This is a genomic window from Hymenobacter cellulosivorans, from assembly GCF_022919135.1.
Lineage (GTDB): Bacteria > Bacteroidota > Bacteroidia > Cytophagales > Hymenobacteraceae > Hymenobacter > Hymenobacter cellulosivorans.
The window spans coordinates 1,086,427-1,108,177 of the sequence record NZ_CP095049.1; the positions used below are offsets into that span (position 1 = coordinate 1,086,427).

A 21,751-nucleotide genomic window follows, 5' to 3' on the forward strand; every position below is an offset into this window, starting at 1 on the left:
CGGACTAACGGACCGGAGCGGCGGGCAGGGTCAGCAACAGCAAAACGCTGCGCTCTTCACTAGTCACGTAGGTCATTCCTCCGCTTACAGCCAGCCCCATGGGCGCAGGTCCCGTCGGGAAGGAAGTCAGTAGGCGTGGAGCAGCCGGATTGCGCACGTCGAAGACCTGCACGGTTCCCTCCCGGATATTAGCAACGTATAGACTATTGCCTTGCACGGCGAGCATACCCGGTGAATCCTCGGTGACAGCCTGGCCCAACACGCGCGGGGCCGCGGGCTTCTGGACATCAATGATCTGCACCACGTTGCTTCCCGCACAGCTGACGTAAGCCCGGCCGGCGGCTACTTCCACCCTGAGCGGCATTCGGCCCGTGGGCAGGCTGCTGACCAGCTGCGCCTTGGCCGGGTTAGTTACGTCAAATACCTGCAGGGTTTGGGCGTCAGCGTTGACTACGTAGGCGTAACTGCCTTCCACGGCTACTCCCGCAGGCGAGGCATCGGTTGGGACGCTTCCCAGTAGGCGGGGCTTGGCTGGCTGGCCCACATCGAATATCTGCAGCTGCGCATACGCACTACTCACCGTGTATGCCCGACCAGCCTGTACGGCAACGCAGGCTGGCTTAGACTCCGTGGCAATCTGGCCGCTCCGCACCGGATGGGTCGGATCTTTCACATCGAAAAGCTCCAGGGAGCTGCCATTATAGTTGGCTACGTAGGCTATGGTACCTGCTACCGTTACCATACTGGTTCCCTCGCCGGTGGCTACCGAACCAAGCAGAGCCGGCGCCCTGGGGTCCTGCACGTTAAAGAGCTGGAGCCGGTTGCTGCTGTTGGTTACGTAGGCTACAGCGCCCTGCACCGCCACACTAGTAGCCCCAGCACTGGTTCGGATACCACTCTGTTGCTCAGCGGGTACCGGTGGCGGCGCAGGAGCGGCTTCCCATTCGGGCCCGGGCTGGGCGCTGGGTGCCCAAACCTGCAACGTGCCTTTTTCCAGCTCGGCCGACATAGTAAACACGTGGCTCTTGTGGCTCGTCATTGCCTTGAGGGAGGGCATGGCCCGAAAGCCCAGAGCCCGGGGCTGCCGCGGGTCCCGCACGTCGAAGGCCCGTACCTCATCATTGTACCACGCATACGCCAGGCTGTCACTCATGCTCAGCCCCCGTACCGACCAGGGAATGTCAGTACTGCTCAGTAGCCGGGGCACCGCCGGGTTTTGAATATCAAACAGTTGCAGTACATTATCCCGTTCGAACGTAACGGCAGCCACCGAGCCCCGGACTACCACGTCGGCCGGATACTGCCCGGTGGAGATGCTACCCCGCAGCCGAGGCCGGGTGGGCTCCGTAATATCATAGAGTTGGAGTACATCGGAATTTTGGCAAGTAACGGCCAGCGTAGTACGTCCCAGGGCCAGATGCTGCGGATTCCCGGCTGTTCGTAGACGCGTTATTTCCCGCGGAGCCGCCGAATTGCGCAGGTCTACTACCTGCACTACGGAGTCGTCTCGTAAGGTCACGTACGCTGTGGTACCCGCCAGCTGCACGTCTATGGCTTCCGCCGGTGTTGGAAAGCTGCCCAAGCGCTGCGGAGCCGTGCGGTTGCGCACATCAAATACTTCCACCGCGTTAGGCTCACTGGTAATAACCAGGGCAGTAGTAGCCGTGGCCACTACGCGGCTGGCGTAGCCCATGGTAGTAGCCCGACTCAGGAAGCGGGGCTTATCGGGGACAGCAATGTCCAGCAGGTGCAAGGTTTTCTCCCAGTCGACGGCATAGACCGTGGTGCCTTGGACGGCCATATTCCGCGGATCAATCCTGGTAGGCAGCGCCCCGCGTAATGCTAGTGCGGCTACCTTCTTTTCGGGGCGTGACTGGGCAGCCCCCGTGAGTGCCAGCAGCCAGCAGCCCAGCAGGAGAAATTTACGCATATACTTGATTATCAGTTAATAATAAGCCATGCTACATCAGTAGAACTTGGCTTGATAGTCAAGTCAGGAGCACCGGCTGCTTCTATTCATCTTTAGCCAGTGCTGGTATTTCACACTACTTGACGCCTGATAAGAAGGCCGTAGCTGACTTTAAGGGGGTGAAGCCAAATATACTGGATATGATATATGACCAGGCCACTTGCAGGCCTTTGCTAACTAGCCGGGTTGTAGATGGCTATAACAGAAGAAAGCTCAACAGCCGCAATTACCCTGCGGTGTCTGCTACCCCTCATCTTGCATAGCTTACATCAATGCCCATACCCGGGGCCGAATACGAGTAGGCCTACTACCAGCGCCGCAACGGCGGTTATCAGCACTGCGCCGGCCGCTACATCCTTGGCCTTGCCCGCCAGCGGGTGATACTCCGGCGACACCAGGTCGACGACAGCCTCTATGGCGGTATTCATCAGCTCGGCGGCCCACACCGTGCCCACGGCCAGGGCCACCAAGGCCCACTCCAGTCCGGAGATGTCGAAGTAAAACCCGAAGCCAACGGCGACGACTGTAGCCAGGGCGTGAAAGCGCAGGTGTACTTCCGAGCGCAACGCCGAGGCCACGCCCCGAAAGGCGTGGCCAAAGCTGGCAATGCGCCGCCGCAGTAGGCTGTCTTTCGGCTGAGGCTCAGCCACGGGCGTCGAATTCGCGGAAGACGGTGAGCCGCAGCTGGTCCCACTCAGGCTTCAGAATGCTGAAGTACACCGAGTCGCGGCGCTGCCCGCCCTGGGTAAACATGTGGCTGCGCAAGATGCCTTCCTCGGTAGCGCCCATGCGGCGCATGGCCTCCCTGGATTTCCAGTTGCGGGCGTCGGTTTTAAGCTCTACCCGCTCACAGCCCAGTTCTCCGAATGCGTACTTAAGCAGCAGGTGCTTGGCAGCCCGGTTGAGGCCAGTGCGCTGGTAGTCCCGCCCTATCCACGTCCAGCCGATTTCCAGGCGCCTCTCGGGCAAAGCGAAGCTACCGTAGCTGGTGCTGCCCACCACCCGCCCGGTCTGCCGGTCGATAATGGCGAAAGGGTAGCGGCGGTGGTTTTCGCGGTCCTGTAGGGCCTGGGTTAGGTAAGCGGCTAGGCCCACGGCGTCGCCGGGGTTGGGAGTAGTAGTAAAACGCCAGATTTCGTCGTCGAAGATGACGGCCTTCAGGTCTTCAAAGTCCGACGTTTCCAACGGCCGCAGCCGGACGCGGGCGTTTTCGAGCGTGATGCAGCGGGAACAGTCCATGGGTGGGAAAGGGACGGGTAAAATCAGAACGTCATGCTGAGCTTGTCGAAGCATCTCTACTGCCAAACTAAATTGAATTAGTGCTGCGGTAGAGATGCTTCGACAAGCTCAGCATGACGTTCTGATAGGGTTTTACTACTTCTTAATCTCGCCGACCATGTCCTCGGGCTTCAGCCACTCGTTGAACTGCTCCTCGGTGAGGTAGCCGAGCTGCAAAGCCGTTTCTTTCAGCGTCGAGCCGTTTTTGTGAGCCGTCTGGGCAATTTCGGCGGCTTTGTAGTACCCGATGTGGGGGTTTAGGGCCGTTACCAGCATCAACGACGAGTCGACGTGCTTCTTGATGTTTTCCTCCAGCGGCCGGATGCCCTCGGCGCACCGGTCGTTGAACGACACGCACACGTCGCCGATGAGGCGGGCCGAGTGCAGGAAGTTGTAAATCATGACCGGCTTGAACACATTCAGCTCGAAATGGCCGTTCATGCCGCCGATGTTGATGGCTACATCATTGCCCATTACCTGAGCCGCTACCATCGTCATGGCCTCGCTCTGGGTGGGGTTTACCTTGCCGGGCATGATGCTGGAGCCGGGCTCGTTGTCGGGAATGAACAGCTCACCGATGCCGGCGCGCGGGCCCGAAGCCAGCAGGCGGATGTCGTTGGCAATCTTCATCAGCGAAGCAGCCACCGTTTTCAAAGCGCCGTGGGCTTCCACAATGGCATCGTGGGCGGCCAGGGCCTCAAACTTGTTTTCGGCCGTGATGAAAGGCAGGCCAGTCAGGTCGGCAATGTGCTTGGCCACGGCTTCCGAGTAGCCGGGAGGCGTGTTGATGCCCGTACCGACGGCGGTGCCGCCCAAAGCCAGTTCCGAGAGGTGAGCCAGGGTGTTGTTGATAGCACGCAGACCATGGTCGAGCTGGGAAGCATAGCCCGAAAACTCCTGGCCTACGGTCAGCGGGGTAGCGTCCATGAGGTGAGTCCGGCCAATCTTGACGATGTGCATGAACTCCTCGCTCTTGCGCTTGAGCGTGTCGCGCAGCTTGGTGATGCCCGGAATCGTTACCTCCACCAGGGTCTGGTAGGCGGCAATGTGCATGGCCGTGGGGAAGGTGTCGTTGCTCGACTGCGACTTGTTCACGTCGTCATTCGGGGCCAGCACCTTCTTTTCGTCGGCGAGGCTGCCGCCCTGCAGCACGTGGCCGCGGTAGGCAATAACCTCGTTCATGTTCATGTTGGACTGGGTGCCCGAGCCGGTTTGCCATACCACCAGCGGGAAGGCATCGGCCAGCTCGCCAGCCAGGATTTCGTCACACACTTTCCCAATCAGCTCCGCTTTTTCAGCGGGCAACACGCCGGCGTCGCGGTTGGTGAGGGCCGCAGCCTTCTTCAGAATAGCAAACGCCCGGATGATTTCCTTGGGCATGCGGTTGATATCCTGCGCAATCTGGAAGTTCTCGATAGAGCGTTGGGTCTGGGCGCCCCAGTAGGCGTCGGCCGGCACCTGCACGGTGCCCATGGTGTCTTTCTCGGTGCGGAATTGCATGTAGCGGGAATGAAGTGACGAATCCGTTTCGTGGTAGCGGTAAAAGTACGCAACAACCCGAACTCAGGCCTAAAAAGACGCCGGCCCCGCTGCAAAAGCAACGAGGCCGGCGGGAAAGGCAGAGGCTCCCAACAGGCGAGCCTGCTTAGAACGAGTAGTTCACCGAGGCTTTAATCACCCGGTTCTGGGCATCGAAGTTGTTGTTCTTGTCCAGGGACGAGAGGCCGAAGTCGTAGCCGGCACTGAGGCCCAGACCGTTGTCGAACTGGTAACCCAGGCCGCCTACCACGCCGAAGTCGACGGAGCGGAACTGGTCTTTCACGTCGAAGTCGGTGGAGAAGGCGTTGAAGCCCAGGGCACCGGCCTGCACCCGTACTTTATTACTAACCAGGAACGAGGCCTGCGGACCGGCAAACAAATAGAAGCCCGGCGTCAGGTAGCCTTTGAACAGCACGGGCACATCAATATAGGACATGCGCGAAGTGGCCGTCACGCGGGCATTGAGGAAGTCGAACTGCTCCCAGGGCAGGGTACCGACCAGCTTGGCACCTTTCTCGGAGTACGAAACGCCAGGCTCTATGGCAAAGCCGGCACCAAGCGGAATGGTAGCGTACAGGCCAGCGTGGAAGCCAGGCTTCATTTCTTTGGTCACGGCACCGTTGGTATAGCCGGCCAGGTCCATAACGCTTTGCACGGCATCACCGGACCAGTCCGACACGTTGACGCCGGCCCGCAGGCCAAATTTTACGCCAGGCGTAGTAGGAGTCGTACGCACCGGGGCCGAGTATACTGGCCGGGCTGGAGCCGTGGAATAAGTGGAGCGGCGCACCTGGGCCTGAGCAACGGAAAACGACGAGGAAAGCAACAGCGCGGCTACAGCCAAGCGCCCGAAAAGGCTTTTGGAGTTCATGGCAAAAAGGAAAGTCAGGAGGGAGATGTCGGAGAAAGGAGCCGGCCGCAGCGGGGCGCGCATTGCTGCAGCGGGCTTATGAAGAGCATACATTACAAAACCGTGCCAGTTGGGCCTACTAACGGTCAGTGCTGCGGCCCTGCTCTACTGTCATTTCTGAAAATCAACTACTTGAACTTTGCTCACATCGACTAAATCGGTCAAACTCCCGACCGGTGGGCAGCCGGGCACCTAACGACTGAGCCGGCTGAACGGCAGCAGAACGGCACGAATTGGCCGAGCCCGGCAGCTGTTTGACCGTGGACTACGTACACCTTCTCCCAACCATTTACGCCAAACACCCCGCGCCATGAGCACAATCAAGAAAGTAATTGAGGTCCTGGCCTCTTCCGAGAAGAGCTTCGAAGACGCCCTGCAACGCGCTCTGACCGAAGCCAGCACTACTGTGAACGGCATCAAGTCTATCTATATCAAGGACCAGAGCTGCCGCGTGCGCGACAACAAGATTGTGGAGTACCGCATCACGGCCAAGATCAGCTTCGAGGTAATGCACAAGTGGGACCCCAGTGCCCAGCACCAGCCCGCCGCAGCCATCGACACGCCTATTCCTGCCGGCGACGGCAGCCCCGACTACAGCCAGGTGCAGGTGAAAACCCAGCCCGACCTGCCCCGCGACGTTGAGCCCGGCGGTAGCGCTACTGCCCCCGAGAGTGGCGGTGGTTACAGCAACTAAGCTGAAGCCAGCCCCCTTTGTCACCCTGAGTTTTGCCAAAGACCTTCCTTGCTTAAGTGAGAAGCTGCATTCAGCACGAAAAAGCCCTTTACCACTAGTTTGGTAAAGGGCTTTTTCGTGTTGGCATAACCTGCTGTGGGGTCGGTAAGGAAGGCCTCCTTCGGCTGCGCGTCAGAATGGGTGGGAAAGAAGCTAGAACTCACTATCCCATCATTTCACCCCTCACCCCTTAAAAGGTCACGCTGATGTCCACGACCTGGTCGGCGCGGCGGCCGTTGGCAGCACCGGGCTGCCAGGTGGGACCTTCGCAGAGGATGCGGATGGCCTCCTGGTCGTAGTCGCGGCGCAGGCCCCGTAGCACCTTGAAGTTGTCGAGCGTGCCGTCAGCCTTCACCGTGAAGCGTACCCGTACGCTGCCCGAGAGCTGCGGGGCGGGCGGGTCGGGCACAAACATGGCCTCGCGCCGCAGATACTCGCGCAGCTTGGTATAGCCTCCCACCGGCTGCGGACTGATAACCGGCACGGGTGGCAGAGCAGCTTTGCGCTTGGCACTTTCCTCAGGCGCGGCCACCGGGGCCTTAGCTGCGGCCGGCTGAGTAACTGCTGTGTCAGCCACTTCTACTTTCTGTGCCATCATTACCCGGCTCTGGGCGGCCTTCATTTCCGCGGGTTCAGCCTGCGTAGGGGCTGCTACCACCGGCGCCTGCATAGCCACGGAGCCCGCCATGACCTGATCAGCAGTAGCATCAGCCGCCGCGGGCGGGGGCAAGGGCGCGGCAGCTACCACCGGCCGCCGACCACGCCGGGCCACGGGAGCCGCACGCCGGGCAACCGAACCGGTGGCCGGGGCAGCAGTCGAACGGGCGGCATCGGGCACCGGCTCCGTCACGGCCGCTACTTCGGCTGAAGCCGAGGCAGCCTCGGGAGCAGCTGGGACCGGAGCGGATTCCGACACCGGCGCGGGCGCCTGGACTGCTATGGGCCGCGACTCGGATACCGAAGCCACAGGGCGGCGCAGCCCCCACCACAGGGCAGTGCTCACCAGCAGCAAAAGCAGGGCGGCGGCCATTGCTTGCCAGGCCCGAATGCCGGCGTGCGGGGCATGCTCCCGGGCCACACGCTGGTGCAGACGCTGCCGGAGCTCGTGCAGGGCCTGGTCGGTGGTGGCGGGGTTGGTTAGCTCCAGGCCTTCCAGAAGCTCGGCGCAGCGGCTGCAGTCCAGGGTATGGGCCTCCACGCGGTACTGCTCAGCGGCAGGCAAAGCTCCGGCCACGTACTGCCGCAGCAGGGGCAGCGGCAGGTGCCCGGCCGCATCGGGGGCCGGGGACGAGGGTGGAACAGGAGGCTGATTAGCGGGCCGCATTGGGAGCTGAGTCGAGGTAACGTTTGAGGTTGCGCTTGCCGTTTTGCAGGTGACTTTTCACCAGGCCCAGGTCAAAACCGGTGAGGTCGGCAATGTCGCGGTAACACTTTTTTTCGAGGTAAAACAGCTCCAGACAACGGCGCTGGCCCGCAGGTAAATCGGCCAGGGCGTGCTCCAGGGCCTGGAGGCGGGCTTCGGTAAGAACTTGTTCATCAGTAGCATCACCTGTCTGATGCAGTACGCCCGCCGATTCCATATCGGCGGCATCGGGAAAGTGCAGCACCAGCGCCCCGTCGGGGCCGGCCCGCTGCCGGGCCCTGAGTATCATCAGGCAGTGGTTGCGGGCCGTGGTTTGGAGCCAGGCCGGAAAGTTGCCGACCTCGTGGCGGCGCAGCGTATCAATGAGCTTTTCGAAGAGCTGCATCACCGCATCCTGGGCATCTTCGTCGGGGCGCAGGTACTTGCGGCACACGGCAAAGACCAGGGGCATGTGCCGCTCGTAGAGCACGCCCAGGTCGGCCACGGCCCCCTCAAGGCGGTAGCGCGTGAGCAGCTCCTCATCGGAGAGCTCAGTGGGCGACTTAGGGCGGCGTTTGAAAAACATAGCGGCGGGCGGGGCCAATACGGCCAGCAGGGGCCAAGATACGGCATCGGGGCCGTTGTTGGGTCCGGCGCGGCTCATCACCGAAACTGAGCAAGCCACCGGGTGTAGACAGGAACGGAAAGTAAGAGAGGATTAAAAGTGGCCTAGCTCAGCATCAACGTCTGGCGTCGAAGTACAGGGATAAGGTGGGAAGCCTGACTAATCAATCAGACTAAGCCCCCTGATTGGAAGCTCCGCTATAGTAGTCAGCAAGATAAAAGAACCCGGCCGGAGCTAAATATTTAGGCATACCGGTGTGGAATCCGGCCCCGGGCCGCATCACACACTGTGAAACCCTTCCGCCAGCGTCTGTCATGAGCCCACTCGTCTTCCTAGAAAAATGCCCCCGACGCGGCCCGGCAAGCAACCCTGCCGGCCAATATTGTCTCCTTATCCCAGTGAGCTCGGGGCCGGCTTTGGCGAACTACCCGGCCGCCCCGCAAAATATTGCCGGCCTGCCGGGCCCCGAATGGCGGCTTGGCGTCGTTAGGACGCCGGCCCTCGGCTGCGTTGCGCGGCCTACGGGCAGCCTGGGTTTGCGGGTGGTAGCCACTTCAGCAGCTACCCAATTGACGGGCACACTGGCTTCGGCGGGGAGGATGCGGCAAAGGAAGCCTAAACGAATATGCCTGTTGCAGCAGCTGTATTCAACCATTCCGCGCCTCCCCGCTCTGCGGCCCTCCTGACCTACCGCCGCTTTGACTGCGGCCCAGCCCACGACAGCGCCCCCGGAGCTTCCCCGACTCCTCTCCTATCCAGCATCCGTCCTTTACCGTTGCCCTTGCAGCCCTGCTATGCCTAAGTCTACTATTGCACTCCGTATCCCCGAGCCCTGCGCCCAGCCTTGGGCCGCCATGACGTCCCAGGGTGCCGGCCGCCACTGCGCCGCCTGCCAGAAAGTAGTTATTGACTTCACCCAGAAAACCGACGCCGAAATCCTGGCGATGCTGCAAGCCGCGGCAGCCGGCCGAACCTGCGGGCGTTTTGCAGCCAGTCAGCTGGGCCGGCCGCTACAGCCACTGCTGGTAGCGCCCCGGGCTGCGTGGTGGCAGACCGCTGTGGCGGCCACGGCGGCAGTACTGGGGTTGCAGGCGGTACTGCCCCCGGCCGCTCAGGCCCAGCACCCCATCAGCCAACGCCCGTCCACCAACCAGCCCGAACTAGCCCTACAGGCGGTTACCAAGACCGCCATACCCGCGCCGACCGGCGGAAAGCCCCTGTTGCTTACGGGCCGGGTCGTAGATAACGAATCGGGAGAAGCATTGCCCTACGTGACAGTGCTGCTCGAAGGAACCACGCACGGTGTTTCTACCAATGCCGAAGGGGCCTTTTCCCTGACGGTCTTTCCGGAGGATCAGCACCGGCCTTTGCTTATTAGCTCTATTGGGTACGTGCCACAAACCCTGGCTCAGCCAGCCAGCCAACAACCTATGGCTATCCGGATGAGCGCCGACGTGAAAGGTATGCTAAGCGGCGAAGTAGTAGTTACCACCGGCTACCACTATTCGCCCATTTACACGCCCCAGGGCGTGTGGCAGCGGCTTCGCAGCATTCCGTGGCGCATGAGAAATGCTTTTCAGCGCCACTAAGCCATGAGAAGTTCTGCCCTTCTTATTTCCTGCTGGCGCCGGGTACTGGCGGCCGGTAGAGTCAGCGTCTGGGCCGCACGGCTGCTACCCAATGGCAGCAAGTGGCCCGGGCATAGCCGCGGCCGGGCCCCGGCTTGTCGGGCGCCACCAAGCGGGAGCCGGTTCGGCGGGTTCCCGCTTTTCCCGCTCCGGCTCCAACCCGAAGAAACTCCTGACTGGTGGGCGACCGGTCAGGAGTTTTTCGTTTGGGCCGGTTGCCAACGTCGCACCCGGCTTTTTATTATACAATTACCCAGCGGCTATTCCAGCCCGAATTATGTTAGAAAAAAATCATCCAAAGTTGGGTTACGTATTTGCTCCGGCAGTATAAACAACCACTAAGCGGCGCCGCTTTCGCAGTAATACCCGAATCCGCAGCTCTCCTGGCAGAGCCTTACCGCCCCGTTCTCAGGTCGCTCCGCTCGCGACGGACACGCCTGACCACGCGCTTCTTTTCCTGGAAAAGTTCTGAATTCAGCCCCCTGATTTCAGCGGCGGAAGCATGGCTTTTTCGGTAGTCTTTCCACTCCTCTAGCCCGTCTGTTCCCATGTTTATATCCCGCTTGTGGCCCCTGGGGCTGCTGGCCGGCGGCTTGCTGCTGCCCGCCTGCCACCAACAACAATCCTCCGAAGTGCCCTTGGAGGCCACGTCCACTTACGAAATGCCACCCGCCGCCGACTACGCCGAAGCTCCGGCTCCGCTACCCCCACCTAGCGGCGAGTCGTACGCCCGGCTCCCGGAAAACCCGTTCGAAACCGTACGGCAAGCCCCGTTGAGCACCTTCGCCATCGACGTAGACCCGGCCTCCTACAGCAACGTGCGGCGTTTCCTAACGCAAAACCGCCAGCTGCCCCCGCCCGAAGCCGTGCGCCTGGAAGAGCTTATCAACTACTTCCACTACGACTACCCCCAGCCCACGCGGCCCGACGAGCCGGCCACGCTGCACGCGGAAGTGGCCCGCTGCCCCTGGAACCCGGCTCACCAGCTGGTCCTGGTGGGCGTGCAGGGCCGCCAAACAGCTCACGCCGAATTGCCCCCGGCCAACCTGGTTTTCCTGCTCGACGTGTCGGGCTCGATGAATGATGAAGACAAACTGCCCCTGCTCAAGGCCAGCCTGCGCCAGCTGCTGCCCCGGCTGCGGGCCCAGGACTATGTATCCATTGTGGTGTATGCCGGCGCGGCGGGTTTGGTGCTGCCACCTACCTCGGGCAGCCGGCCCCAGGAAATTATGGCGGCCCTGGATAATCTGGAAGCGGGTGGCTCTACGGCGGGCGGGGAAGGACTGCGCCTAGCATACCAGGTGGCCCGGATGCAGGCCCGGCCCGGTACCAACACCCGCATTATTCTGGCTACCGACGGCGACTTCAACGTGGGGGAAAGCTCTGACGCGGCTATGGAACAGCTAGTTACCGAGGAGCGGCAGTCGGGCGTGTTTTTGTCGGTACTGGGCTTCGGGGAAGGCAACCTGCAGGATAGCAAGATGGAGCTGCTGGCCGATAAGGGCAACGGCAACTATGCCTACATCGACAACCTCAACGAGGCCCGGCGGGTACTGGTGCAGCAGTTTGGCGGCACGCTCTTTACGTTGGCCAAAGACGTGAAAATACAGGTCGAGTTTAACCCGGCCCAGGTGCAGCAATACCGCCTGCTCGGCTACGAAAACCGCCTGTTGGCCGCCGAAGATTTCAACGACGACACTAAGGACGCCGGGGAACTGGGCGCGGGCCAGCAGGTAACGGCCCTCTACGAAATAGTGCCCACCAACGCTCGCCCCGCCGTCGACCCGCTCAAGTACCAGCCCACCGGCACCTCCGACTACGAGGCCGCCTACACCAGCAGCGCCGAGCTGCTCACCGTGAAGCTGCGCTACCAAGAGCCTCAGGGCAGCGCCAGCCGCCTGCTCAAACTGCCCGTGCGCGGCACCGATACCAGCGTAGAGCAAGCATCCAACAACCTCCGCCTGGCCGCATCCGTGGCCGAGTTTGGCCTCTTGCTGCGGCAGTCAGAGCACCGGGGCGCGGCCAGCTACGCAGCAGCCCTGTGCCGGGCGCAGTCGGTGCGCGGCCGGGATACGGATGGCTCCCAACGGGAATTTGCGGAGCTGGTGCGGCAGGCTGCCGAGCTGAGCAACGAAGCCGACCAGACCTTGCCCCGGGAGCAGTGGAGCTACCGGTAAGGCCAGCGCGGCTTACTTTGTAGCATCTAGGCCTTTCTTGATGGTCGTGAACATAGGATTGTCGGGAGAGGCTACTTTCGACAGGTGCTTCTGGGCCTCAATGAAGTGGGGCCGCGCGGCCTTGGGCTGTTCCAGCTGCATGTTCAGAATAGCCAGATAGAAGTGCAGCAGTCCCTGGGGAATAGGCTCTTTGGGGGCCGTGGGCAGCTGGCTCTGGAAAAAGGCCTCCACTTCTTTCCACTGATTGCTAGCCTGGTAGATATCCATGATATCCTCGTACATCTCATCGTTGGCGGGATTGAGACGAAAAAGCTCGGCGGCCAGCTTCGGAGCCTCGGGCTGGTGAGTCGGCACTGCCAGGGCCAACAACGCGCGCAACGTCGGGTAGCTGTCGGGCTGCAGGGCCAAGCTTTGCTGGTAGGCCTTTTGGGCTTCGCCGGGCTGCTTCTGCTGCTGATACAGGTGCCCCAGCATGCGGGCGGCGTCGGCCTTGAGCTCCGCATCTGTGTACAGGTCGAAGGCCAGGCGAGCCTGGGGCAGGGCTTCAGCGGGCCGCTTCAACTGCATCAGGGCGTAGGCCAGGTTGTAGTGCGAGGTCGGGTACTGCGGGTTCAGGGCAATAGATTTCTCGAATGGGACCACGCTTGGGGCAGCCTGCTCCCGCACCAGGTTGGCGTAACCGACGGCGTAATACGACATATAGTCGCCGAGGCCATGGGCGTGGGCGGAGTTATAATAGCGCAGCACCAGGTCCAGAAGCTGCTCGTCGTTTTTGTCCTTTTCGCCGCAGTGGCACTGCTGCACCTGGTAATAATAGTCGCCCAGCCCCTTAGCCAGGGTGTAGTCGGTGGGAAACTTGCGCTGCAGGCGGTTCAGCTCCAGGGGCAAATCGAGGGGGTGCATGCTGTAGTTGCCTTCCTTACCTCGCAGCTGCGCCACGGTTTGGCTGGGCTTCAGGTTTTGGAGGCCAAACATGCGGTGGCCAATGCTGACCAGATAGTTGTCGAGGATCAGCTTCTCCTTGGCCAGCAGTACTGCGGGCTGCTGATTTTTGGGGTCGGCCTGGTCGAGCAGCTGATAGGCCGACTCGTACTGCTTGGCCTGCACCAGCTGCTGGGCCCGGGCCAGCAGGTCCGGCGTCGACTTTGGGGCCGTAGTCTGAGCCCGCAGGCCGGGGGCTGCCAGCAGGGCGGCAGCCAGCAACAAGGAAAAGCGCATGGATAACGACAGGATAAATCAAGAAATTTTTAGAGCCGGAATATGCCGGTAAGATGCGGTATTTCGGGCATTTCCGACGAACTACCGAACGTTTGTTAGAGCTTATTTTTCCAGATTTAATTTGGAATTACCGGACGTCTGCCCCACCTTGCCCTCGCAAAGCACCTGATTCTCATGCCTCAGCACACCGGCCGCTTCTTTTTTAGCTATTACTTCTACTACGCCACAGCGTAGTCGAGCGGCCCTCCTGTAGCTTTTCCAACCGAAATCCTCAGCGCCTCTCGACAACCTCGGGAGGCGCTTTTTTTTACGCTTACTTCTCCGCTTCACATGCCCGCTTCAGTCTTTTTTTATTACGGCTATACCTACTTCTTTTTTACGAAGAAGCGGGGCCCCGTTTGCCAGAGCTGACCAGAGCGCAGCACCAGAAGCAACAGGCCCCGCACCCCGGAGGCCTTTTTTTATGTCATTTCCCCGCACCCCCGTTATGCTTTCCACCGTCGCCATTCAGGGCTTTGAAGGTAGTTTCCACCAGATAGCTGCTCGCCACTACTTCACCCCTTCGGTCCTGACTACGCCCTGCGCCACGTTTGGGGAAGTGGTGCGGCAGGTGAGCAGCGGCACAGCCGGGCACGGACTGATGGCCATTGAAAACTCCATTGCCGGCAGCATTCTGCCCAACTACAACCTGCTGCGCCAAGCCGGCCTGCGCGTGACTGGGGAAGTGTACCTGCAGATTCGCCAGCACCTGATGGCGCTGCCCGGCCAGCAGCTGGCTGATATTCAGGAGGTGCACTCCCACCCCATGGCCCTGCTGCAGTGCGCCGACTTTCTGAACCAGCACGGCCCCTGGCGCCTGGTCGAAACGGAAGACACGGCTCTGAGTGCCCAGCGCATCCGGGAAGGACTGCGCACCGGCACCGCCGCGGTAGCCGGCAAGCTGGCCGCCGAGCTGTTCGACCTGGAGATTCTGGAAAAGGATATCCACTCTGAAAAGAAGAACTACACCCGCTTTCTGGTAGTCGACCGGCCCGAAAACGCAGCGGCCGTGGAGGCGCCCAACAAGGCCTCGCTCTACTTCCATACCACCCACGCCCAGGGCAGCCTGGCCCAGGTCCTGATCCGCATTGCCGACCAGGGCATCAACCTCTCCAAACTGCAGTCCTTCCCGATTCCGGCCAAAACCTGGCACTACTACTTCCACGCCGACCTCGAATTCGACGACCCGGCCCAGCTCGAAGCGGCTTTGCAAGCCATGAAGCCCGTGACTGAAGGCCTAGAAGTGCTGGGCGTGTATCACAAAGGCACCACGCACAAGTAATAAAAACAGCCCCACGAACATCTTCAGCTTACCCCAAAGCCATGCAAGTCTCCGTCGCCAGCCGCCTGCAGCATACCCAGGAATACTACTTCTCCCGCAAGCTGCGCGAAATTGACGCTATGAATAAGGCCGGGGCCCAGGTTATTAACCTGGGCATCGGCAGCCCCGACATGCCGCCCCACCCGCGGGTAATTGCGGCCCTGACCTCGGCCGCCGCTCAGCCCAACACCCACGCCTACCAGAACTACAAGGGTGTACCGGCGTTGCGCCAGGCCATGGCCGGCTGGTACGGGCGCAGCTATGGCGTCAGCCTGGACCCCGAAACGGAAGTGCTGCCCCTGCTGGGCTCCAAGGAAGGCATCATCCACGTGAGCATGACCTTTCTGGAAGCCGGCGACGAAGTGCTCATTCCCAACCCCGGTTACCCGGCCTACCGCGCCGCCGCTCATCTGGCCGGCGCTACTCCGGTTGACTACGACCTGAGAGCCGAAAACAACTGGCTGCCGGACCTGGAAGCCCTGGCCCAGCGCGACTTAAGCCGGGTGAAGCTCATGTGGGTCAACTACCCCCACATGCCCACCGGCACCCCGCCCGACGCGGCGTTCTTCGCCCGGCTGGTAGCCTTCACCACGGCGCACAACATTCTGCTGGTCCACGACAACCCGTACAGTTTTATCCTGAATCAGGAGCCGGCCCAGAGCCTGCTAGCCGTGCCCGGGGCCCGGGAAGTGGTACTGGAGCTGAACTCTCTGAGCAAGTCGCACAACATGGCGGGCTGGCGCGTGGGCATGCTCCTGGGCCGCGGTGACCTGCTGCAGGAAGTGCTGCGCTTCAAGAGCAACCTCGACTCGGGCATGTTTTTGCCGGTGCAGCTGGCTGCCGTGGAAGCCCTCAGCCTCGATGAAAGCTGGTACCAGGAGCTCAACGCCCACTACGCGGCCCGCCGGGAGCTGGTCTTCGAACTCCTAGATACCATCGGCTGCCGCTACGAGCGAAACCAGGTGGGCCTGTTCGTGTGGGCCGCCATTCCGGCCGGGTACGCCGACGGCTATGCCCTGAGCGACGAGCTGCTGCACGCGGCCAAGGTCTTCCTTACCCCCGGCGGCATCTTCGGCTCCAATGGCAACCACTTTATCCGCGTCAGCCTCTGTCAAACCACCCAAGTGCTGGAAGCTGCTTTAGGCCGAATCCGGGAAGCCCGGCCGCAACCTTCTTTTACCTCCACGACTGTATGAAAACTGTCACAATAATAGGCGTAGGACTCATCGGCGGCTCTTTGGCACTTAGCCTGAAGCAGCATGGCCTGGCCGAGCATATTATAGGTGTGGACCGCAGCCCTGAAAACCTCCGGAAAGCCCAGGACCTGCACCTCATCAATGAAGGCAGCACCGACCTAGCCACGGCTGTGCGCCGTGCCGACCTGGTCGTGGTGGCCGTGCCCATGGACGCCATGCTGACCGTGCTGCCCCAGGTGCTGGATGAAGCAGATCAGCAAGTAGTAATCGACGTGGGTTCCACCAAATCCATGCTGCTGGCGGCCGTGGCCGGGCACCCGCGCCGGGGCCGTTTTGTGGCGGTGCACCCCATGGCCGGCACCGAGTATTCCGGCCCCGAGGCCGCCGTGCCTGAGCTGTTTACCGACAAAACCCTGGTTATCTGCGACGCCGAGCAGAGCGACGCCGACGCCGTCAACCAGGTGCAGCGCCTCTTCGAGCAGCTTCGGATGCGCATCGAGTACCTCGACGCTGCCGCCCACGATTTGCACACGGCGTACGTGTCGCACATTTCCCACATTACCTCCTTCGCCCTGGCCCTCACGGTATTAGAGAAGGAGAAAGAGGAGCAGCAGATTTTCGCTTTGGCCAGCGGGGGCTTTGCCTCCACGGTGCGCCTGGCCAAAAGCTCGCCCGATATGTGGGTGCCCATCTTCCGACAAAACCGCGTCAACGTGCTCGACGTGCTCGACGAGCACATCCACCAGCTTCAGCACCTACGCCACCTCATTGCCCAGGAAGACTACCCCGCCGTCTACCAGCAAATTGAGCAAGCCAACCTGATTAAGAAGATTCTGAAGTAAACCAGAACCCCATAAGCCAAACGTCATGTCGACTAACAGCCTTTCAACCGAAAACGTAACCTCCTCCCATACCATGCAGTCTGCACTCTTCAACCGCCAGCCCGACGACAAACCCTTCCTCATTTCGGGCCCCTGCTCGGCCGAAACCGAGGAGCAAGTACTCGAAACCTGCCAGCGTCTGGCTGCGACTGGTAAAGTCCAGGCCCTGCGCGCCGGCATCTGGAAGCCCCGCACCAAGCCCGGCGGCTTCGAGGGCATCGGCACCAAGGGTTTGCCCTGGCTCAAGAAAGCCAGTGAGCTGACCGGCCTGCCCATTGCCGTGGAAGTAGCCACCGCCAAGCACGTGGAAGACTGCCTGGCCTTCGGCGTCGATATTCTGTGGGTGGGCGCGCGTACCACCGGGAACCCCTTCTCGGTGCAGGAAATTGCCAACGTGCTGCGCGGCGTGCAGGTGCCGGTCCTGGTCAAGAACCCGATTCACCCCGAGCTGGAACTGTGGGTAGGCGCCGTGGAGCGCCTCCAAAAGGCTGGTTTGGAGAAAGTCGGCCTGATTCACCGGGGCTTCAGCTCCTACGGCAATACCGACTTCCGTAACGCCCCGATGTGGCATCTGCCCATCGAAATGAAGCGCCGCCACCCCGACATGCCCCTGCTCTGCGACCCCAGCCACATCTGCGGCCGCCGCGACACGCTCTTCACCGTGGCCCAGCAGGCCCTCAACCTGGGCTTCGACGGCAACATGATTGAAAGCCACATCGACCCCGACAACGCCTGGAGCGACGCCAAGCAGCAAATTACCCCCGAGGTGCTCAAGGACCTCATCACCGACCTGGTATGGCGCCACGAAACCACCAACCAGCGCGAGTTCCTGACGGCCCTTTCCAGCCTGCGCGAGCAAATCAACCAGCTCGACGCCGAAATCATCCAGCTCCTGGGCCGCCGTATGGCCGTAGCCGAGAAAATCGGTGTCTACAAAAAGGAAAACGACATCACCATCCTCCAAACCAGCCGCTGGAATGAGGTGCTAGAGCGGGCCCAGCGCCAAGGCAGCTCCGTGGGCCTCACCCCGGAGTTTATCGAGCAGTACTTCGCCGCCGTCCACCTGGAGTCCATCAACCACCAGAACAAGGTGATGGAAGGGTAAGCCCTTACGTTGTACCGGCCGCTCATGTAGAGACGTATACTTGCGTCTCATCGTCGAACGACTGCCGTTCGACCAAACATCATCAGCAACGATTGAGACGCAAATAGGCGTCTCAATCTATAGCCCCAAGCCGCCCTCCGCTGCCCGTCAGTGAAGGGCGGCTTTTATGCACTACAGCCCCCGCCGACTTGTTCGAAGCCACTCTTGCTACCCTAGGAGCCATACTTTAGACTCCAGGAACCCCACCAAGGCTCCTAGGAACCGGATTTTATGTCTTAGGAATCGTATTGAGGCTTCCAGGAACGATACTTTAGGGCATAGGAACCACAATCAGGACTCTAGGAACCTCGCTTCCTATGCTAGGAATCAGATTGTAGCCCTTAGGAGCTATACCAATAGCCGCAGAAGCCACCTTTTGGCTCTTCACCATAGGTTCGGACCGGCAGGCTGTGGGTAAAAAATCTGTTTGGTAGACATTTGGTTGGCACTGTTCCGCTACGAATAGTGGGTTTTACGTCAGGGCCGCGCCCAAATCCCGCTTTCAGCATCAGACTTTTCACCAAACGCCCGACGGCCGCCAATCCGGCCCGTTTCATTGCCCGGCTCCGCGAATTGGCCGTACTTAGGCCCATGCTCTTCTACACTGTTGCCAAGCCCATAGTGCAGCTCGCCCTCCGGGTGTTTTTCCGCCGCCTCGAAATCCGCCACCACGAGCGGCTGGAAGCTCCGGGCCCTATGCTCATCGTTTCTAACCACCCTAATACCCTCATGGACCCGCTGGTGGTGGCCGCCAACCGCCGCACGCCCATTGCCTTTCTGGCCAAGAGCACCTTTTTCAAAAACCCGATTTCAAGGGCCATCTTCTTGTCGGGCAACTGCATTCCCATCTACCGCCGCCAGGATGCCGAAAGTGGCGACGCGGGCGTGACGCCCGAAGAACTGGCCGCCCGCAACGAGGCTGCCTTCGGCCAGTGCTACGACTACTTCGACAAGGGCGGCTCCATCCAGATTTTCCCCGAGGGTACCAGCGTGAGTGAGCGGCGCCTGCGGCCCCTCAAAACCGGCGCGGCCCGCATCAGCCTCGGCGCCGAAGCCCGCCACGACTTCAAGCTGGGTCTGACCATCCTCCCCATCGGCATCAACTACTTCGACCCCAGCCGCTTCCGCTCCGACGTGTTCGTCAACATTGGCAAGCCCATCGTGGTGGCCGACTACGCCGCCGCCTACGCCGCCGACCCCGAGGCCGCCGCCGACCAATTGACCGAGGAAATTCGCCGCCGCCTGGAATACCGCCTCATCATCACCCGCGACGCGGCCGAGGACGAGCTGGTCTTGCAAATAGAACGCACCTTCGGCGAGCACCTGATTCCGGACGATGAGGAAACCCTCTACGATAACTTCCAACTCAGCCGGGCCCTACTCGAAGCCGTGCCCTACTTCGAGCAGCACGATCCGGCCCGCCTGCTACAGGTGCGCGAGAAGCTCAGCAACTACCTCCTCGACCTGGACCGTCTCCGCCTCACCGACGAAGCCTTGGAGTCGAGCAAGGGCCGGGGGCAGCGCTGGGCCCGCGCCACTGTTTCGGGCCTGAAGCTGGTGCTGGGCTTCCCATTATATGTATACGGGCTCGTCAACAACTACATTCCCTACATTCTGCCCTCCATGATTGCCAAACGGGCCACCAAGGACTTGGAATTCGTGGCGCCCATCATGCTGGTTACCGGCATTCTGACCTTCGGCATCGGCTACGCCCTGCAGATTGGCCTGGTTCACCACTTCACCCAAAACTGGCTCTGGACCTTGCTTTACGCCCTAAGCCTAGCCCCCGCCGGCTTCTACGCCCTGAGCTATTGGAACAACCTGCGGGCCCGGTTGCTGCGCCTGCGTGCCCTGAAGCTGTTCCGCACTAAGCGCCCGGTAATGGAAGACCTGCTGCGCCAGCGCCAAGCCATTATCAAGCTGCTCGGCGAAGCCCGCGCCGCTTTCCTGGCCGCCACGGGCACCCCTGAGCCGCGCAAGGCCGGGTAAACTCCCAGAAATCAAGAACATAAAAACGTCATGTCTTCCGCTGGTCGACATGACGTTCTGTTTTATATCAACTGTAGCTTGTAGCTTCCTAGAAATCAGCCTTTACTCCCAGGCCCAACACTAGTATCTGGCCGATGCTCAAGCCTTTGGTGTTGGTGAGGTAGCTGTGCAGGTACAGGTCGTTGGTGCTCAGATCGTAGTACACCGACAGGTTGCGGGGCCGGCCGTTAGTCTTGGGCGGACGCACATAAGTTACCCGGCCGCCGGCCAGGGGGCCATAGCGCGTATCCGATGACCACCAGTAGTAGTCGCGGGTGTACTGACCGCGCTCCTCGTCGTTGAGCGTGCCGTGGGTGTAGCTGAAATACGCACCCACCGACACGGGCTTCACCTGCCACTTCTCGGAAATCCGGATGGTGAAGGGCGAATACAACAGCTTGGCCGAAGCCAGCGTGAGGGTGGAGCCGGCCAGCTTCTTAGGCACGTAACCCAATAGGATGTCGGTATCCACTTTGCCGTTGAGGTAAGTATAGCCCGCACCGGCCGATACCATGCCCAGACCGCCAGCCGTTTGCAGCACCAGGTGGCGCGGCCGATACCAGGGCTGGGGCTTGTCGGAAGCTGGGGCTGCCGGAGCAGTAGGGGTTTCGGGGTCGGAGGCCCGGGTGAGCGAGGGCGCAAGTAGAGCCGCGGCCAGCGCAACGAAGGGTAAAAGGCGCTGTTTCATTAGAATTTGATCTGTTTAACGCGGAATTGCTTGTCGCCCCACACCGTGACAACCATGTAGCGACGCTCCGAAAAAGCGTCGGAGTTGACGTACCACACTCCGTCGCCGTAGGGCTGGCCGATGCTGGAGCTGTGGCGGTGCCCATTCATCTCGAACACCAGGTTTTTAGCCTCGCGCAGGGCCTGGGTGTAGGGGGCCCGCACGGCCGGGTCGAAGTCCTCGTCCTGCGGGGGCACGTGCGAAATCACTACCTGCCGCCGGGCGCCTTGCAGATTGCTGAGTTGCTGATTCACCCAGGGCATGCTGGGAATATGACCGTCGAAGTTATATTCCCGGCCATTGGTATCGACCAAAATAAACTTCGTGTCGCCGTAGATAAAGGAGTAGTTCAGGGGCCCGAATATCTCCTGGTAGGCTTCCCGGCCATTGCCAACCGAGTCGTGGTTGCCGATAACAGTGACGTAAGGCACCTTCAGCTTGCGCAGCTTCTCGTTCACCCAGCGCATTTCCTTGGCAAAGCCGAAGTCGGAAATGTCGCCGGCCACGACCATGAAGGAAATACCCGGCTGCTGGTTGACGCTGGCTACCAGGTCGTCGGCATCGTCGTAGTAACGCTGAGAGTCGCCGGTGAAGACAAAACGGAGCGTGTCGCCGGCCGGCAGCGGGTTCTGCTGCAAACGGGCAAGGTTCTTCTCGGTAAGGTGGCGCTCGTCCTCGGGGGCGCGGTAATCGTTGGGGCTGAACTCCAGCAGATCGCAGCCACTTAAGGCAAAAGCAGTTGCGAGGGAAAGCAGAGAAAGTTTGGGGCGGAAGCGTAACGCTTGAAACATAGCACTCGGCACTGGTACAACGGAAACAACCTATCCGACTACAGATAGGTCTGGCGCTATATACTGTACCGTGTGGCGGCTTGTTTCCGCCCCTAAGCTCAACGGCGACCGTCAAAACCGGCTCGTTTCCATCAGTAGCCGGTCAATGTCGCTTTTCAGCCGGTTAAGCCCTCTTTTAGCCGATAAGTTAATTCTGAGGTTTTTC

The 21,751-nt window shown here is 60.9% G+C and carries 18 protein-coding genes; 8 read left to right on the forward strand and 10 right to left on the reverse strand.

The window, feature by feature from the left end; all coding sequences use genetic code 11:
* Positions 1–4: 4 nt before the first annotated feature.
* The 5 genes from MUN80_RS04665 to MUN80_RS04685 form a co-directional block, all read right to left on the reverse strand.
* The gene (locus tag MUN80_RS04665; RefSeq protein ID WP_244720255.1) at positions 5–1,930 is read right to left on the reverse strand and encodes an LVIVD repeat-containing protein; all 1,926 of its coding nucleotides are present in this window, start codon (positions 1,928–1,930) and stop codon (positions 5–7) included.
* A gap of 308 nt (positions 1,931–2,238) precedes the next feature.
* Positions 2,239–2,619, reverse strand: a complete 381-nt coding sequence (locus tag MUN80_RS04670; protein ID WP_244720257.1) for a diacylglycerol kinase family protein — start codon at positions 2,617–2,619, stop codon at positions 2,239–2,241.
* Entirely contained in the window at positions 2,612–3,208 is a 597-nt protein-coding gene (locus MUN80_RS04675) for a GNAT family N-acetyltransferase (protein WP_244720259.1), read from the reverse strand. Before MUN80_RS04675 ends, MUN80_RS04670 begins: the two co-directional genes overlap by 8 nt.
* Positions 3,209–3,343: 135 nt before the next feature.
* A complete protein-coding gene (gene fumC, locus MUN80_RS04680; RefSeq protein ID WP_244720261.1) occupies positions 3,344–4,747 on the reverse strand; it encodes a class II fumarate hydratase in 1,404 nt (467 codons plus the stop codon).
* A 145-nt stretch (positions 4,748–4,892) separates the two neighbouring features.
* Positions 4,893–5,657 (reverse strand): porin family protein, encoded by a 765-nt coding sequence (locus MUN80_RS04685; protein ID WP_244720263.1) that lies wholly within the window; start codon positions 5,655–5,657, stop codon positions 4,893–4,895.
* A 349-nt stretch (positions 5,658–6,006) separates the two neighbouring features.
* Here MUN80_RS04685 and MUN80_RS04690 point away from each other — a divergent pair, with 349 nt between their 5' ends.
* The gene (locus MUN80_RS04690) at positions 6,007–6,390 is read left to right on the forward strand and encodes a dodecin family protein (RefSeq protein ID WP_244720265.1); all 384 of its coding nucleotides are present in this window, start codon (positions 6,007–6,009) and stop codon (positions 6,388–6,390) included.
* A 229-nt stretch (positions 6,391–6,619) separates the two neighbouring features.
* On the opposite strand, the gene MUN80_RS04695 is transcribed toward MUN80_RS04690, so the two are convergent.
* Entirely contained in the window at positions 6,620–7,753 is a 1,134-nt protein-coding gene (locus MUN80_RS04695; RefSeq protein WP_244720267.1) for an energy transducer TonB, read from the reverse strand.
* Entirely contained in the window at positions 7,740–8,456 is a 717-nt protein-coding gene (locus tag MUN80_RS04700; protein ID WP_244720269.1) for an RNA polymerase sigma factor, read from the reverse strand. The genes MUN80_RS04695 and MUN80_RS04700 overlap by 14 nt, the downstream gene beginning before the upstream one ends.
* A 734-nt stretch (positions 8,457–9,190) precedes the next feature.
* Between MUN80_RS04700 and MUN80_RS04705 the strand changes: the two genes are divergently transcribed.
* The gene (locus MUN80_RS04705) at positions 9,191–9,985 is read left to right on the forward strand and encodes a carboxypeptidase-like regulatory domain-containing protein (protein ID WP_244720272.1); all 795 of its coding nucleotides are present in this window, start codon (positions 9,191–9,193) and stop codon (positions 9,983–9,985) included.
* 587 nt (positions 9,986–10,572) lie between these two features.
* The gene (locus MUN80_RS04710) at positions 10,573–12,201 is read left to right on the forward strand and encodes a vWA domain-containing protein (protein WP_244720275.1); all 1,629 of its coding nucleotides are present in this window, start codon (positions 10,573–10,575) and stop codon (positions 12,199–12,201) included.
* 12 nt (positions 12,202–12,213) lie between these two features.
* Here the strand turns inward: MUN80_RS04710 and MUN80_RS04715 are convergent, their stop codons facing one another.
* Entirely contained in the window at positions 12,214–13,419 is a 1,206-nt protein-coding gene (locus MUN80_RS04715; protein WP_244720278.1) for a tetratricopeptide repeat protein, read from the reverse strand.
* Positions 13,420–13,906: 487 nt separating this feature from the next.
* Here MUN80_RS04715 and MUN80_RS04720 point away from each other — a divergent pair, with 487 nt between their 5' ends.
* From MUN80_RS04720 to MUN80_RS04740, 5 genes are all read left to right on the forward strand, one after another.
* Complete coding sequence (locus MUN80_RS04720) at positions 13,907–14,740, forward strand: prephenate dehydratase (protein WP_244720281.1); 834 nt, start codon at positions 13,907–13,909, stop codon at positions 14,738–14,740.
* A gap of 41 nt (positions 14,741–14,781) precedes the next feature.
* Entirely contained in the window at positions 14,782–15,975 is a 1,194-nt protein-coding gene (locus MUN80_RS04725) for a pyridoxal phosphate-dependent aminotransferase (RefSeq protein ID WP_244720284.1), read from the forward strand.
* The gene (locus MUN80_RS04730) at positions 15,972–16,817 is read left to right on the forward strand and encodes a prephenate dehydrogenase (RefSeq protein WP_244720287.1); all 846 of its coding nucleotides are present in this window, start codon (positions 15,972–15,974) and stop codon (positions 16,815–16,817) included. The genes MUN80_RS04725 and MUN80_RS04730 overlap by 4 nt, the downstream gene beginning before the upstream one ends.
* Before the next feature lie 73 nt (positions 16,818–16,890).
* Complete coding sequence (locus MUN80_RS04735; RefSeq protein ID WP_244720290.1) at positions 16,891–17,961, forward strand: chorismate mutase; 1,071 nt, start codon at positions 16,891–16,893, stop codon at positions 17,959–17,961.
* Between the two features lie 630 nt (positions 17,962–18,591).
* Positions 18,592–19,989, forward strand: a complete 1,398-nt coding sequence (locus MUN80_RS04740; protein WP_244720293.1) for a lysophospholipid acyltransferase family protein — start codon at positions 18,592–18,594, stop codon at positions 19,987–19,989.
* 88 nt (positions 19,990–20,077) lie between these two features.
* Here MUN80_RS04740 and MUN80_RS04745 read toward each other — a convergent pair whose 3' ends face one another.
* The gene (locus MUN80_RS04745) at positions 20,078–20,716 is read right to left on the reverse strand and encodes a hypothetical protein (protein ID WP_244720295.1); all 639 of its coding nucleotides are present in this window, start codon (positions 20,714–20,716) and stop codon (positions 20,078–20,080) included.
* On the reverse strand, positions 20,716–21,546 hold the full coding sequence (locus MUN80_RS04750; RefSeq protein WP_244720298.1) for a metallophosphoesterase family protein: 831 nt from the start codon (positions 21,544–21,546) through the stop codon (positions 20,716–20,718). The genes MUN80_RS04745 and MUN80_RS04750 overlap by 1 nt, the downstream gene beginning before the upstream one ends.
* Positions 21,547–21,751 lie beyond the last annotated feature (205 nt).